12 protein-coding genes and 1 pseudogene are annotated in these 14,414 nt (G+C 63.0%); 7 read left to right on the forward strand and 6 right to left on the reverse strand.

Annotated elements, in window-relative coordinates:
- The first annotated feature begins 7 nt into the window (after positions 1-7).
- The 7 genes from whiA (at position 8) to AC1MBU_RS09975 (ending at position 5,805) form a co-directional block, all read left to right on the forward strand.
- A complete protein-coding gene (gene whiA, locus AC1MBU_RS09945; RefSeq protein WP_479787127.1) occupies positions 8-988 on the forward strand; it encodes a DNA-binding protein WhiA in 981 nt (326 codons plus the stop codon).
- A gap of 117 nt (positions 989-1,105) precedes the next feature.
- Entirely contained in the window at positions 1,106-1,732 is a 627-nt protein-coding gene (locus tag AC1MBU_RS09950; RefSeq protein WP_056547556.1) for a superoxide dismutase, read from the forward strand.
- A 217-nt stretch (positions 1,733-1,949) separates the two neighbouring features.
- Positions 1,950-2,960: a type I glyceraldehyde-3-phosphate dehydrogenase gene (gene gap, locus AC1MBU_RS09955; RefSeq protein WP_277357185.1), complete on the forward strand. Its 1,011-nt coding sequence runs from the start codon at positions 1,950-1,952 to the stop codon at positions 2,958-2,960.
- A gap of 7 nt (positions 2,961-2,967) precedes the next feature.
- Positions 2,968-4,215 (forward strand): phosphoglycerate kinase, encoded by a 1,248-nt coding sequence (locus AC1MBU_RS09960; protein WP_277357184.1) that lies wholly within the window; start codon positions 2,968-2,970, stop codon positions 4,213-4,215.
- Between the two features lie 38 nt (positions 4,216-4,253).
- Positions 4,254-5,069 (forward strand): triose-phosphate isomerase, encoded by an 816-nt coding sequence (tpiA, locus tag AC1MBU_RS09965; RefSeq protein WP_479787129.1) that lies wholly within the window; start codon positions 4,254-4,256, stop codon positions 5,067-5,069.
- A 20-nt stretch (positions 5,070-5,089) separates the two neighbouring features.
- Positions 5,090-5,341: a preprotein translocase subunit SecG gene (gene secG / locus AC1MBU_RS09970; RefSeq protein WP_026543639.1), complete on the forward strand. Its 252-nt coding sequence runs from the start codon at positions 5,090-5,092 to the stop codon at positions 5,339-5,341.
- A gap of 89 nt (positions 5,342-5,430) precedes the next feature.
- The gene (locus tag AC1MBU_RS09975; RefSeq protein WP_277357182.1) at positions 5,431-5,805 is read left to right on the forward strand and encodes an RNA polymerase-binding protein RbpA; all 375 of its coding nucleotides are present in this window, start codon (positions 5,431-5,433) and stop codon (positions 5,803-5,805) included.
- Here AC1MBU_RS09975 and pgl read toward each other — a convergent pair.
- The 6 genes and pseudogenes from pgl to tkt all read right to left on the reverse strand — a co-directional run bounded on the left by pgl (position 5,802) and on the right by tkt (position 14,057).
- Positions 5,802-6,611, reverse strand: coding sequence for a 6-phosphogluconolactonase (gene pgl / locus AC1MBU_RS09980; protein WP_346028289.1), 810 nt, complete (start codon positions 6,609-6,611; stop codon positions 5,802-5,804). The genes AC1MBU_RS09975 and pgl overlap by 4 nt on opposite strands.
- Complete coding sequence (locus AC1MBU_RS09985) at positions 6,601-7,542, reverse strand: glucose-6-phosphate dehydrogenase assembly protein OpcA (RefSeq protein WP_479787130.1); 942 nt, start codon at positions 7,540-7,542, stop codon at positions 6,601-6,603. Before AC1MBU_RS09985 ends, pgl begins: the two co-directional genes overlap by 11 nt.
- On the reverse strand, positions 7,539-9,080 hold the full coding sequence (zwf, locus tag AC1MBU_RS09990) for a glucose-6-phosphate dehydrogenase (protein WP_479787131.1): 1,542 nt from the start codon (positions 9,078-9,080) through the stop codon (positions 7,539-7,541). Before zwf ends, AC1MBU_RS09985 begins: the two co-directional genes overlap by 4 nt.
- Positions 9,081-10,717 (reverse strand): annotated as a pseudogene (locus AC1MBU_RS09995) (glucose-6-phosphate isomerase).
- Between the two features lie 6 nt (positions 10,718-10,723).
- Positions 10,724-11,836, reverse strand: a complete 1,113-nt coding sequence (gene tal, locus AC1MBU_RS10000; protein ID WP_277357177.1) for a transaldolase — start codon at positions 11,834-11,836, stop codon at positions 10,724-10,726.
- A 49-nt stretch (positions 11,837-11,885) separates the two neighbouring features.
- Entirely contained in the window at positions 11,886-14,057 is a 2,172-nt protein-coding gene (tkt, locus tag AC1MBU_RS10005; RefSeq protein ID WP_479789762.1) for a transketolase, read from the reverse strand.
- Between the last annotated feature and the right edge of the window lie 357 nt (positions 14,058-14,414).

A 14,414-nucleotide genomic window follows, 5' to 3' on the forward strand; every position in this document is an offset into this window, starting at 1 on the left:
GGTGTCTGTGGCGCTGACCGCGGATGTGAAAGAGGAACTCTCGCACCTCGACGTCAAGAAATCGTCGGTACGCAAGGCTGAGGTTTCCGCACTCCTGCGTTTTGCCGGCGGCCTGCACATCATTTCCGGGCGGATCGTAATCGAGGCGGAAGTGGACCTCGCATCGACTGCGCGCAGGCTGCGCACGGCCATCGCTGACGTTTACGGGCATACCGGCGAGATCATCGTCGTCTCGGGGAACGGTCTGAGGCGGGGAAACCGCTATGTTGTTCGCGTCGTTCGGGACGGTGAATCACTTGCACGGCAAACCGGACTGCTCGACAGCCGGGGGAGGCCGGTGCGGGGACTGCCGTCCGCCGTCGTCAACGGTTCGGCTGCTGATGCCGAGGCAGTGTGGCGCGGTGCGTTCCTTGCCCATGGTTCGCTGACCGAGCCGGGCCGGTCGTCGGCCCTGGAGGTCACCTGTCCCGGACCGGAGTCAGCACTCGCACTCGTCGGTGCCGCGCGCCGGCTCGGAATAGCAGCAAAAGCGCGGGAGGTCCGCGGGGTGGACCGCGTGGTCATCCGGGATGGCGACACGATCGCCGTCCTCCTCACCCGCATGGGCGCCCATGATGCCCTGATGGTGTGGGAGGAACGGAGGATGCGAAAGGAGGTCCGGGCCACAGCCAACCGTCTGGCCAACTTCGACGACGCCAATCTGCGGCGGTCTGCGCAGGCAGCAGTGGCGGCCGGAGCGCGGGTCGAGCGCGCGCTGGAGATCCTGGGCGAGGAAGTGCCCGATCACCTGAAGTACGCAGGCGAGCTTCGTGTCGGCCACAAACAGGCGAGCCTTGACGAGTTGGGCCGGATCGCGGATCCCCCGATGACCAAGGACGCCATCGCCGGGCGTATCCGCCGTTTGCTCGCAATGGCTGACAAGCGCGCCATCGATCTCGGAATCCCCGGAACCGAGGCCAATGTGACCGCCGACATGTTGGATGACTGAATACGTGCATAGGATGGAAGTTCAAGGGCCTCCCGCGCGCCGGCAAAGGTGCGGGGCCTAGCCTGGAGAACCGCAACAACCGGGCTTCTGCCCGGACTACAGGACCTGGAGGATTTCGTGAGCGAATACGTACTGCCCGAACTCAACTACGATTACGCGGCGCTTGAACCGCATATCTCGGCGCGGATCATGGAGCTTCACCACAGCAAGCACCATGCAGCGTACGTGAAGGGTGCCAATGATGCCCTTGCACAGCTCGCCGAGGCTCGTCAGAAGGGGGACTTCGCTAATGTTCCCAAACTGTCCAAGGATCTTGCTTTCCACACCGGCGGACACATCAACCACTCCGTTTTCTGGAACAATCTCTCGCCGGACGGCGGCGACAAGCCCGAGGGCGAGCTCGCAGCCGCAATCGATGATGCGTTTGGTTCGTTCGACGCGTTCCGCGGACACTTCAACGCAGCCGCACTGAGCCTTCAGGGTTCAGGTTGGGCGTTGCTTGCTTGGGAACCCATCGGCGGAAACCTCGTCATCGAACAGCTCTACGATCAGCAGGGCAACGTTCCCGTCGGGACCACGCCGCTGCTCATGCTGGACATGTGGGAGCACGCGTTCTACCTCGATTACGTGAACGTCAAGGCGGACTACGTCAAGGCATTCTGGAATATCGTCAACTGGGCAGATGTTGCCCGCCGCTTCGAAGGTGCCCGCGCCAACGCATCGGGTCTGATTACCCTGTCCTGATTGATTCCCGCCGCGCGTAACCTTTCCCGCCAACCCGGCGGGAAAGGGCGCCGGTGCGTAACATGGAGTGCAGTGGCCGGTCCTCGAGCGGCTAGTACACGGGAACGAACGATTTCACAACGCGCACAGTGCGGTGCAAGACATTTCAGTCGCCGGGCAGGCTCTACCTCCTGGGCAACAGCCGCCGGCAGCAACCCCTAGCAAGGAGATAGATACAGTGACTACCCGTATTGGAATCAATGGCTTCGGGCGCATTGGGCGCAACTACTTCCGCGCGGCCCTCGAACAGGGCGCCGATCTCGAAATCGTTGCCGTCAATGACCTCACCAGTCCTGAGACGCTCGCTCACCTGCTGAAGTACGACTCCGTCACCGGCCGCCTCGGAGTCAGCGTCGAAGTTTCGGACGGCGCCCTCGTGGTGGACGGCAAGACCATCAAGGTGCTGGCCGAGAGGGATCCTGCTAACCTTCCGTGGGCGGATCTCGGTGTGGACATCGTCATCGAGTCCACCGGGTTCTTCACCAAGGCCTCCGACGCCCGCAAGCACATCGACGCCGGCGCCAAAAAGGTTCTCATCTCCGCTCCCGCCTCGGACGAGGACCTCACAGTTGTACTGGGAGTCAACGACGCCCAGTACGATCCCGAGAACCACCACATCATCTCCAACGCCTCCTGCACCACCAACTGCCTGGGCCCCCTGGCGAAGGTGCTCAATGACGCCTTCGGCATCGAGCACGGTCTGATGACAACCGTCCACGCCTACACGGCGGACCAGAACCTTCAGGACGGACCGCATAAGGATCTCCGCCGCGCCCGTGCAGCAGCCATCAACATGGTGCCTACTTCCACTGGTGCCGCCAAAGCGATCGGCCTCGTGCTGCCCGAACTGAAGGGCAAGCTTGACGGCTACGCGATCCGCGTACCGGTTCCCACCGGATCGGCGACCGACCTCACTGTCACTGTCGGCCGCGAAGTGTCTGCAGAGGAAGTGAACGCGGCTTACAAGGCGGCGGCAGCCGACGGCTCGCTCAAGGGCTACCTCTCCTACACGGAGGCGCCCATCGTCTCCTCGGACATCGTGACGGATCCGGCATCGTGCATTTTTGACTCCGGCCTGACCAAGGTCATCGGCAACCAGGTCAAGGTGGTCGGCTGGTATGACAACGAGTGGGGCTACTCGAACCGCCTCGTTGATCTCACCGAAATCGTCGCGGCGAAGCTCTCCTAGGGACACTGTGAGCTATTCATCGCTGGATGATCTGCTAAAAGTTGGCGTGCGCGGGCGGCGCGTACTGGTCCGATCGGACCTGAACGTGCCGCTCGATGGCAGCCTTCCCAACCTGCGTGTGACCGACGACGGCCGGATCAGGGCCTCGCTGCCGGTTCTGCGCAGGCTGACCGAGGCCGGCGCGGCGGTGATCGTCATGGCGCACCTTGGCCGTCCCAAAGGCGCACCCGAAGAGAAGTATTCGCTGAAGCCTGCGGTGGACCGGTTGGCTGAGCTGGCGGACTTCGACGTGGCCTTCGCCGATGATGTCACCGGTGAGAGCGCGCGCTCGCGTGCCTCCAGCCTGTCCGAGGGAGCCGTACTGGTTCTGGAGAACGTCCGTTTCGATTCACGTGAGACAAGCAAGGACGATTCCGAGCGGGCAGCGTTCGCAGACGAACTCGTGCAGTTGACGGGTACCAACGGCGCCTACGTGGACGACGCCTTCGGCGCGGTACACCGGAAGCACGCGAGCGTGTATGACATCGCATCGCGTCTGCCTGCCTACCAGGGCGACCTCGTGAAGGCCGAAGTGGATGTTCTGCAGCGCCTGACCGTGGAACCGGAGCGGCCCTTCGTCGTCGTGCTCGGTGGTTCGAAAGTTTCAGACAAACTTGCCGTCATCGAAAACCTCATCGGCACAGCGGACCGGTTGTTGATCGGCGGCGGCATGGTCTTCACTTTCCTCGCTGCGCAGGGACACTCCGTCGGTGCGAGCCTGCTTGAGAAGGACCAGCTCGACACCGTACGTGGCTACCTCGCCCGCGCCGAGGAGGCCGGCACCGAATTCGTGTTGCCTACCGACATCGTGGTTGCGGAGAAGTTTGCGGCCGACGCCGGCCATGAGACACGGCCCGCCGAAGCCATGGAATCAGGGCAATACGGCGCGGCGGGACTGGGACTGGATATCGGTCCCGAGTCGGGCGTTGCCTTCGCCCGCCACATTGGCCAGGCGCGCACAGTTTTCTGGAACGGGCCAATGGGCGTGTTCGAGTTCGATGCCTTCGCGGCCGGTACCAAAGCTGTGGCCCAGGCACTCGCTGATGCAACGTCGGCGGGTGCGCTCACGGTGGTTGGCGGCGGTGATTCGGCCGCGGCCGTCCGCGGCCTCGGCTTTGACGAGTCGAGCTTCAGCCACATTTCGACCGGTGGCGGCGCGAGCCTGGAATACCTTGAAGGCAAGGAACTGCCGGGCCTGACCGCTCTGCAGCGCTGACACCACTTCCGCAGACCTCTCTCTAGAACTGGAGAACCATGACTTCCTCGACGAACGGAACTTTCGACCGGCGTCCACTGATCGCCGGCAACTGGAAGATGAACCTGGACCACGTCCAGGGCATTACCCTGCTGCAGAAACTGGCATGGACCCTCGATGACGCAAAGCACGACTACTCGCGCGTGGAGGTGGCGGTGTTCCCTCCGTTCACCGACCTCCGCGGAGTCCAGACGCTTGTCAAGGGTGATGACCTCGAAATCGTCTACGGAGGCCAGGACCTTTCACCCTTCGATTCCGGCGCCTACACCGGCGACATTTCCGGTCAGTTCCTGGAGAAGCTTGGATGCGCCTACGTGCTTGTCGGCCATTCGGAGCGGCGAACCATTCATGGTGAGTCGGATGAACTCCTGAACCGAAAGGTACAGGCCGCATACCGCCACAATGTGGTTCCGGTCCTCTGCGTCGGCGAGGGGCTTGAGATTCGCCAGGCGGGGAACCACGTTGAACATACTCTCGGGCAGCTTCGCGAGGACGTCGCCGGGCTGAGCACGGAGCAGGCAGGCAATCTGGTGGTCGCCTACGAACCTGTGTGGGCCATCGGAACGGGTGAGGTTGCTGGGCCAGGTGACGCACAGGAGATGTGCGCAGCCATCCGCGCGGAACTTGCCATGATCTTCGACGAATCAGTTGCTGCGCGGGTCCGGCTTCTCTACGGGGGTTCCGTGAAAGCATCGAATGCCGCTGCGATTCTCAAGGAGCGCGACGTCGACGGTGTGCTGGTTAGCGGAGCGAGCCTGGACGTCGATGAGTTTGCTAACATTGTCAGGTTCGAGCACCATCTGGTGACCGACTAAGGTCACGCTGAAAGGTCACCGTGGAAATTCTCCGTATCATCCTGTTGGTACTGCTGGGTATCACCAGCTTGTTGCTGACACTGCTCATCCTTCTCCACAAAGGCAGGGGCGGCGGTATGTCCGACATGTTCGGCGGCGGCATGACAACCAGCATGGGGTCTTCCGGAGTTGCTGAGCGCAACCTTAACCGCTTCACGGTTGCCCTCGGGCTCGCGTGGGGCGTGGTCATCGTTGCCCTCGGGCTGATCCAACGCTTCGCCGGGGACTCCTAGAACACCCTTCTGCTATCCCGCGTCCACCACATCAGGGCGTACACTGAACCTCGAACGCAGGTCGTGTGCGGTACTGATGGGAGAAATCCATGGTGAACGCGGGACACGCTTTTAAAGGCTCACGCATCGGTTCCGGTTACAGTCTGCCGGCATCGGGTAGGCATCTGGATGCAGAACGCGCGCAGGGTCTGGTAGACCGCACTGTCGTGAGTTACTGGTGCCTGGAAGGCCACGAGACGAGGCCCACCTTCGCAAAGTTGAGCGAAGCCGAGATTCCTGAGGTGTGGGAGTGCGGCCGTTGCGGCCGGCCCGCCGGGCGGTCACCGGGAATGGATCTCAACACCGACGGCGATGAGCCGTTTAAGAGTCACCTCCAGTATGTGAAGGAACGCCGCACAGAAGCGGAAGCAAAAAAGGTGTTGGAGAATGCGCTGGCGCAGTTGCGCCAGCGCCATTCCGTCTAGCCGGCGTCAGACTCGCCGGCGTCGATCAGACGCCCAGGAAGCTGGCTTGCAGCTTCCTGATCGATCAGCCACAGGGTTTTCCGCCGTCCGCGCGCGCCCGCAGCAGGAACCTGGACAGCGCCGGCACCGGCAAGTGCGAGCCCTACTGCACCAGCCTTGTCCTGACCGGCAACTCCCAGCCAGACTTCCTCAGCCGAGTTGATGGCTTCTAGCGTGAGGCTCACCCGTTCGGGTGGGGGCTTCGGTGCATCCCGAACGCCCACCACGGTTTGGCCCTTGGTACGTATACCCGCCATCTCGGGGAACAGCGAGGCAATATGCGCGTCGGGTCCGACGCCGAGCAGCAGTATGTCGAATTTCGGCAGACGCGGGTCCGCGAGTTGCGTGCCTGCTGCTGCTTCCTTGTCCGCAGCTTGCTGTAGGCGGGAGGCGTAATCGGCAGCTGCCTCGTCCTCGGTGCTGAAGGAGTCGGATGCACCGAATTCATGCACACGCTCGGCGGAGACGCCGATCTGGTCCAGAAGAGCCGTCCTGGCCTGAACAACATTGCGGTCCTGGTGGCCGGCCGGAAGGAAGCGCTCATCCCCCCACCAGAAATCCACAGTGGACCAGTCCACTGCCGACAGGGCAGGAGACTCGGCCACAGCGCGGAGCGCGCCAATTCCGAGTGTCCCGCCGGTGAGGACCACAGTGGCGGTTCCACGCTCGTTTTGAATATCCACGAGCCGTGTAACGAGACGCGCCGCTACTGACGCCGCCAACAATCCCGCGTCAGGGTGGATGCTGACTTTAGGTTCAGTGTTCACTGGTCCGTACGCTCCTCAAATTGGTCCGTGCGAGCCCATCGGTGATGACTTCGCCGAACACGTCATCAGGGTCAAGCCGCCGCAACTCTTCCGCGAGACAGTCTTGCAGGCTGCGACGGGGGAGGGAAATTCGCTGTACGGGTTGGTCCGGCTGGTGCAACTCCGCGACGGATCGCCGCGGACGATTGAGCTCGACATCGCCTGCGGCGCGGGACAGCACTACCCGATGCAGGCCGGTTCCAGGCTCACCGGCCTCGATAGAGACCGGTGTGTCGAGTGCCAGGGTCAGCCACGCTGCAAGCAGTACCGTACTGGGGGAGTCGGAAGCCCCTTCCACGGTAACTGCGGTGATGGGCGATCCATCGAGTTGCTCAAGAACGGCGGCGAGCTGGATCCGCCAATTCGTCAGCCTCGTCCAGGCCAAGTCGGTATCTCCAGCCTGATACGTCCGGCGGATGTTGAACAACGCCGCCGTCGGATCGGGCTCGTTTGCTGAATCGGTAATGCGACGGTGCGCGATGCTGCCGATTGAGGTTTGAGCGGCTGCTTCGGGAACACCATGCGGCCACCAGGCGACGATCGGGGCGTCAGGGAGCAGAAGCGCCGAAACGAGAGACTCGCTTTCTCCTGCCAGCTCTCCGTAACCGCGCAGGACGATCACCTCGGACGCGCCGGCGTCGCCGCCGACCCGGATCTGCGCGTCGAGCCGAGTCTGTGCGGGGTTGGTTCCCTCGGCCAGAACGATGATGCGGCAAGGATGTTCCCTGCTGGCTTCATTTGCAGCGAGGATCGCTTCTTCCTCGTGGCCGGAACGGGTGATGACCACCAGCGTCAGCACCCTGCCAAGGGCGACAACGCCGCCCTTGTCCCGCATGGTCATGATTTCCTTTGAAACCTTGGAGGTTGTTGTATCAGGTAGATCGACGATCATGGCCGCCTCCAGGTCCTTCCATCACGGGCCAGCAATTCATCAGCGGAGTCCGGACCCCAGCTGCCGGGAACGTATTTCTCGGGTGCTGAGGAGAGGGTTGACCAGTACTCTTCGAACGGATCGAGTATCTTCCACGACAGTTCCACCTCCTGGTGGCGCGGGAACAGCGGCGGTTCTCCGAGCAGCACGTCGAGGATCAGGCGTTCGTAAGCTTCCGGACTGGATTCGGTGAAGGAGTGGCCGTAACCGAAGTCCATGGTTACGTCGCGCACCTCCATCTGCGTTCCGGGAACCTTCGAACCGAAACGGATAGTGGCGCCCTCGTCCGGCTGGACGCGAATGACTACGGCATTTTGTCCGAAATCTCCCTCCCCGTGATCGCGGAACAGAAGATTCGGTGCACGCTTGAAGACGACGGCAATCTCCGTGACCCTGCGGCCCAAGCGTTTACCGGCGCGGAGGTAGAACGGTACACCGCTCCAGCGCCGGGTATTGATGTCCAACCGGATTGCTGCGTAGGTTTCCGTCGTGGAATCGGCTGGAATACCGTCCTCGTCCAGGAAGGCGTTCACCAGTTCGCCTCCCTGCCAGCCGCCGTCGTACTGTCCCCTGGCAGAGTGGGTGGACAGATCGTCAGGCAATTTGACGGCGGCAAGAACTTTTTCCTTCTCAGCGCGTAAATCCTCCGCGTTGAATGAGATCGGTTCCTCCATAGCTGTCAGGGCCAACAGCTGGAGCAGATGGTTCTGGATGACGTCGCGCGCAGCTCCGACACCGTCGTAGTAGCCGGCCCTGCCGCCGATGCCGATGTCCTCCGCCATGGTGATCTGGACGTGGTCAACGTAGTTGGCGTTCCAGAGCGGCTCGAAGAGCTGGTTGGCGAAACGGAGAGCGAGGATGTTCTGGACGGTTTCCTTGCCAAGGTAGTGGTCAATCCGGAAAACCGCATCGGGAGGAAAGACCTGCTCAACGATCGCGTTCAGCTCACGGGCGGATTCCAGGTTGTGGCCGAACGGCTTCTCGATAACCACCCGGCGCCATTTGCCTTCCTCCGGCTGAGCGAGGCCATGCTCGGACAGCTTCTGGCACACCAGCTCGAACGCCTTGGGCGGAATGGAGAGGTAAAACGCGTGATTACCCCGGGTTCCGCGCGTTGAGTCGAGGTCCTCGACGGTCTTCTTGAGCTCTATGAAGGCGTCGTCGTCGTCGAAGTTTCCCTGAACAAACCGGATGCCGGCTGAAAGCTGTTCCCACACCGACTCGTCAAAGGGGGTTCGGGCGTACTGCTTCACCGACGTCAGAACCTCCTGGGCGAAGTCCTCATCACTCCAGTCCCGGCGTCCGAACCCCACCAGCGCGAAACTCGGAGGCAGCAGTCCGCGGTTCGCGAGGTCATAGACAGCCGGCATCAGTTTTTTGCGCGCAAGGTCACCTGTCACGCCAAACAGGACCAGCGACGACGGTCCAGCGATCCGGTTGAGGCGTCGGTCCCGTGGGTCCCGCAGTGGATTTCTGAACTTGGTGCTGTTATCAGGCATCTACCCGTTTCCGTTTTCAGCTGATCGGGCGGCCAGGTGATCAATGACGTCCTGAAGCTGCCGGATGCCCGCAGGGCGGTCTGACAGGTGGAGGCGCAGGACCGGACGGTGCGCATCTTCGAGAACCTTTGCGTCTCCTGCGGCCTGGGCAGCGATCAACTCACCGAAGCTGAAGGGCCGTTCGGGAATTACCAGGTCCTCTGTAGTAGCTCCGGTTATCTGGAGGTACGCGCCCACCGGTGTTCCGCCCTTGTGGAACTGCCCGGTGGAGTGCAGGAAGCGGGGCCCCCAACCGAACGTCACCGGACGGCCGGTTGCCCGCGCCAGGGCCGGTCGGATCCTGGCCAGCGGAGCCTCAGCGATGCGGTCGAGATACGCCTGTACCGCAAGGTAGCCGTTCGGCTCCAGCGATCCGATCAATGCCTCGAGCGCTTCACCGAGCGTAGCTGCCGAGCCGAGCAGGCTTCGGCTGCCGCGAACCTCGACAGCTCCGTCCACGAAGTTCGGGGCTGCGGCCCGGGCCGCTCGTCCAGCAGTCCGCGGGCGGCCTGCTTGGCCGCCTCCACATCCGGCTGATCGAATGGGTTGATACCCAGAAGCCTGCCGGCGACGGCGGTTGCGAATTCCCATGCCAGGAGCTGGCTGCCGAGGCTGCCTCCGACGGCGATGGCGTTCCCGGCCGGCTCGGTGTTGGAGTCGGGAGAGACCAGATGGACTGCCAGTACGTCCGGTGCACCCGAGGACAATTCAGGAGCGCCCTGTTCTGCAACAACGGGAAGGACTCCTGTTCCCAGCTTGCCGGTTGATTCGGCAATGAGCTGTTCGACCCAGTCGCCGAGGCCGATGATTCCGGACCCTTCGTCAACGAACACGATCTTGTCGCGTAGCGGTAGGGTACCGCCGAGAACTGCGCCGAGGCGCAAACCGACGTTGCCGGCGTCGTCATCGAACAGGAATTCACCGATGGATTCCGCGTCATCAAGCAAGGTGGCCACATCCGCCCCCGCGAGGCCTGAGGGCACGAGGCCGAACGCGGTGAGGGCGGAATATCGGCCTCCCACCGTCGGATCAGCGTTGAAAACGGCGCGGTAGCCGGCAGCCCGGGCGGATTCATCCAGTGGTGAGCCGGGATCAGTGACGATGATGATCCGGCTCTTGGCGTCTACTCCGGCATCAGTGAAGGCCTGCTCAAAGACCCGGCGCTGGGAGTCGGTTTCTACCGTTGAACCCGACTTCGAGGACACCACAATGGCGGTGGTCCCGATGCGCTCGGCCAGTGCCCCGCGAACCTGTGCAGGATCGGTTGAGTCGAGAACAGTCAGCTCAACCCCGGCGGACCGGGTAATGACCTCAGGCGCAAGCGACGAGCCACCCATGCCGCAGAGCACAATGTGGTTCACGCCCTCGTTTGCGAGATCGCTGCGCAGCTGCTTGATCTCCGGCAGGAGGGCGCGAGAGGCATCGATCAGGTCAACCCAGCCCAAACGGACCGATGCCTCAGACTCAGACTCAGGTCCCCACAGGGTGGAGTCCTTGGCCATGATCCGCGAAGCGACCTTCTCCTGCACGAGTTCGGGCATGGCCCGCTCGATCGCTTCAGCGGCGGCCCCGGATGCGTTGACAAAGAGGGTAGCCATGAGTGATCAGCCCTTCGCAGATTCGAGCGCGGTAGTGACTGTTTCGAGGAGTTCGCCCCAGCTGGCCACGAACTTGTCCAGACCCTCTTCCTCAAGCAGGTGGACGATTTCCTTGTAGGAGATTCCGATGTTCTCGAGCCGGTCCAGGATGTCGTTGGACTCCGCATAGGTGCCGGTGACGGTGTCGCCCGCGATCTCACCGTGGTCTGCAGTGGCTTCGAGGGTCTTCTCCGGCATGGTGTTCACAACGCCGGCGGCCACGAGACCCGTGACGTACAGCGTGTCCGGGTACGCGGGATCCTTGACGCCGGTCGAGGCCCAGAGCGGGCGCTGCGGGTGGGCACCGGCTGTTGCGAGGACCTTCCAGCGCTCGGAACTGAAGGCTTCTTCATAGACCTGGTAGGCGAGACGGGCGTTGGCAAGCCCGGCCTGGCCGCGCAGCGCCGCTGCTTCATCGGTTCCCATGGCGTCGAGGCGCTTGTCGATCTCTGCATCCACGCGCGAAACGAAGAAGGAAGCCACCGAATGGATGGTGGAGAGATCATGCCCGTTGTCCTTCGCCTGCTCAAGGCCCAGCATGAAGGCGTTGATGACTTCGCGGTAGCGCTCAAGCGAGAAGATCAGGGTCACATTGACGCTGATTCCGGCTGCGAGGGTTGCCGTGATCGCTTCGAGGCCTTCAACGGTGGCGGGGATCTTGATGTGGACGTTGCTGCGGCCCACCGCATCGAACAGGTGCCGGGCCTCGGCGATGGTGCCCGCCGTATCGCGGGCAAGCCGGGGATCAACTTCGATGGACACGCGTCCGTCGACTCCGCCCGTCTTCTCAGCGACCGGGGCAAAGATGTCGCACGCCTGGGCTACATCGGTAGTGGTGATTTCGAAGACGGCAGTGTCGACGTCCGCGCCGGATGCAGCAAGCTGCTTGACCTGCGCTGAGTAGGACTCGCCGTTCTTAAGCGCTGCGGCGAAGATGCTCGGGTTGGTAGTGACCCCGACGACGTCGCGGTCAGCGATAAGCGCCTTCAGGGTTCCAGTGGTGATCCGCTCACGGGAGAGGTCATCCAGCCAGATGGACACGCCGGCTTCGGAAAGTGCGGCGGTAGGGGTGGGAGTCATTGCGTTTTCTCCTTGATCCAGGGTGGATTGTGCTGTCTGTGACGCAGTGCTAGAGGTGATCGCCGGTTGTCGAAGCAGGGGCGCCGGCTGCTGCCGCCGTCCCGTCCGGAGCACTGCGTGTCCCCGCGGCAGCGATCGAATCGCGGGCAGCCTCGACCACGGCTTCGGAGGTAATTCCGAACTCGCGGAACAGGGTCTTGTAATCGGCTGAGGCACCGAAGTGCTCAAGCGAGACAGAGCGGCCGGCATCGCCGACGAGCTCCCGCCAACCCTGGGCAATTCCGGCCTCTACTGATACGCGGGCCCGGATGCCCGAAGGCAGAACTGACTCGCGGTATGACTCATCCTGCTTGTTGAACCATTCGAGGCAGGGCAGGGAAACGACGCGCGCGGCGATGCCGTCCTTCTGCAGCTCCGAGCGGGCCTCGACGGCAAGTTGGACTTCGGACCCGGTAGCGATCAGGATGACGTCCGGGTCACCGTTGGGCGCTTCGGCAAGGACATAAGCACCTCTGGCGACGCCTTCAGCCGAGGCAAAGGTGTCTCCATCCGCTTCACCGGCGCCGCGCTCCCAGGTGGGGATGTTCTGTCGGGTGAGAACGATACCGGCAGGGTTCGAGGTGTTCTCGAGGATGGTGCGCCACGCAACCGCGACCTCATTCGCGTCGCCCGGGCGGACAACGTCCAGACCCGGAATCGCGCGGAGCGACGCAAGCTGCTCGACGGGCTGGTGGGTTGGCCCATCTTCACCGAGCCCGATGGAGTCGTGGGTCCACACATAAATCGCAGGCACTCCCATGAGCGCGCCGAGTCGGATGGCCGGCCGCTGATAGTCGCTGAAGATCAGGAAGGTGCCCGAGAATGCCCGCGTGCTGCTGTGCATGACAATGCCGTTTACTATGGCGGCGGCAGCATGTTCGCGGATACCGAAGTGCAGAACCCTGCCGTAGGGGTTTCCGGACCAGGCATCAGTCTGCTTGCTGACAGGCACGAAGGATGGAGATCCCTCGATTGTGGTGTTGTTGGATTCCGCCAGGTCTGCTGAACCGCCCCAGAGTTCCGGCAGCACTGGACCGATTGCACTGAGTACCTTGCCGGAAGCGGCACGGGTGGACATATCCTTGCCGGCCTCGAACTCAGGAAGGCTCGACTCCCAGCCGTCGGGAAGTTCGCGGGCGGAGATGCGGTCGAGCAGCGCGGCGCTGTCTGGATCGGCGGACTTCCAGGCACTGAACGTGTCTTCCCAGCTCCTGCGGGCTTCCTGGCCGCGGTCCACAACCTTCCGGGCGTGAGCCAGGACTTCGTCGTCGACCTGGAAATGCTGTTCCGGATCGAGTCCCAGGGTGGACTTCAGCGCCGCAACCTCGTCCTTGCCGAGCGCTGAACCGTGGATCTTGCCCGTGTTCTGCTTGTTGGGAGCAGGCCAGCCGATGATGGTGCGGAGGGAAATGATGGAGGGGCGGGAGGTCTCTGCCTTCGCGGCCTTCAGGGCACTGTAGAGCTCGGCGATGTCCTCCACGTATTCACCGGTTTTGGTCCAGTCCACCCGCTGGGTGTGCCAGCCGTAGGCAGCGTAGCGGCCGAGGACATCCTCGGTGAAGGCGATATCTGTGTCGTCCTCGATGGAGATGTGGTTCTCGTCGTAGATCATCACGAGGTTACCCAGTTCCTGGTGACCGGCGAGGGAAGACGCCTCGGAGGTAACGCCTTCCTGCAGGTCACCGTCGGAAGCGATGACCCAGATGGTGTGGTCGAACGGGCTCTCACCCTGCGGCGCTTCCGGGTCAAGGAGGCCGCGCATGCGGCGCTGGGCGTAAGCGAAACCGACGGAGGAGGCGAGGCCCTGGCCGAGCGGGCCAGTGGTGATCTCGACGCCCGCGGTGTGGCGGTACTCGGGGTGGCCCGGGGTCTTGGAGCCCCAGGTCCGCAGCGCCTTCAGGTCCTCGAGTTCGAGGCCGTAGCCGGAGAGGAAAAGCTGAATGTAGAGGGTCAGCGAGGTGTGCCCGGGGGAGAGTACGAAGCGGTCACGGCCGGTCCACTCCGGGTCGGTAGGATCATGGCGCATGAATTTCTGGAAGAGGAGGTAGGCCGCCGGGGCGAGGCTCATCGCCGTTCCCGGGTGCCCGTTCCCCACCTTCTCTACCGCATCCGCCGCGAGTACACGGATTGCGTCTACCGCACGCTCATCCAGTTCGTTCCAGTCCAGGTCCTGCTTTTCCAGCTGTGGCACGTTCACCGGGCCCCTCTCTTTACGTCACGGCCAGCGCCGCGGCGCCGAGTGGGACTGCGCCACGGAAGCGAAAGTCCCCGCGGCCAGCCGGCCGTTCACCGTTGAAAACTTGAATACTGCTGCGTTTCGACCACACCGGAAATCCCCGCACGCTGGGTGCTGCTGACACATCTGCCGAGTAAAAAAACTCCTCGGGCCATTCCTTGTGTGTCCCGGCGTGCGGGAGTGATCCAGGCGATACAGGCCAGCTTAGCGCTTTCGATTCCGAATGCGCGTGGCCCGGACTTTTGTGAAGGGTCACACAAAGACACGAACGACGGCGCTGGGATCCCGCCCGCTCCGGCCTCC

The organism is Arthrobacter sp. PTI12 (assembly GCF_056679915.1).